The 323-nt window shown below is 42.4% G+C and carries 1 protein-coding gene; it reads right to left on the bottom strand.

Annotated features, from left to right (window positions below):
* Positions 1–119: 119 nt before the first annotated feature.
* Positions 120–323: DUF6559 family protein (locus tag ACO0K4_RS19655; RefSeq protein WP_422958347.1), on the bottom strand; the 204-nt coding region annotated here is incomplete at its 5' end.

The following is a 323-nucleotide window of genomic DNA, read 5'->3' as shown; positions in this document are numbered from 1 at the left end:
AATTATGACATTTCAGTATTCTGTGTTGATTGAGGGAACATTATTCGGAATGAATAAAACAGCGACTTTATGATTAAACCGCTTTGGGGATATAAAGGCGTTAGGTAGTAAGAAGATATTTAATAACGGCTATGCATGCCCATGCGATGTGACATGTCATCGTCCATACGACCGCCTTTCCAACCGCCGCCACCCAAAAGATTGAGCACATCACGCGCGGTGTAATTCTCGCCGCCGAAGAAATCATTAGACACATCATTACGTAACAGCTGGATAGTGGGAACCAATTCAACATCTAAATCTTGTGGATCAGCAAACAAAGC

Origin of the sequence: Undibacterium sp. RuTC16W, assembly GCF_049339445.1 — a bacterium.
Classification (GTDB): Bacteria; Pseudomonadota; Gammaproteobacteria; order Burkholderiales; family Burkholderiaceae_D; genus Undibacterium.
Note: the sequence above shows the minus strand (reverse complement) of the source record. Positions and strands in the feature narration are given on the sequence as shown.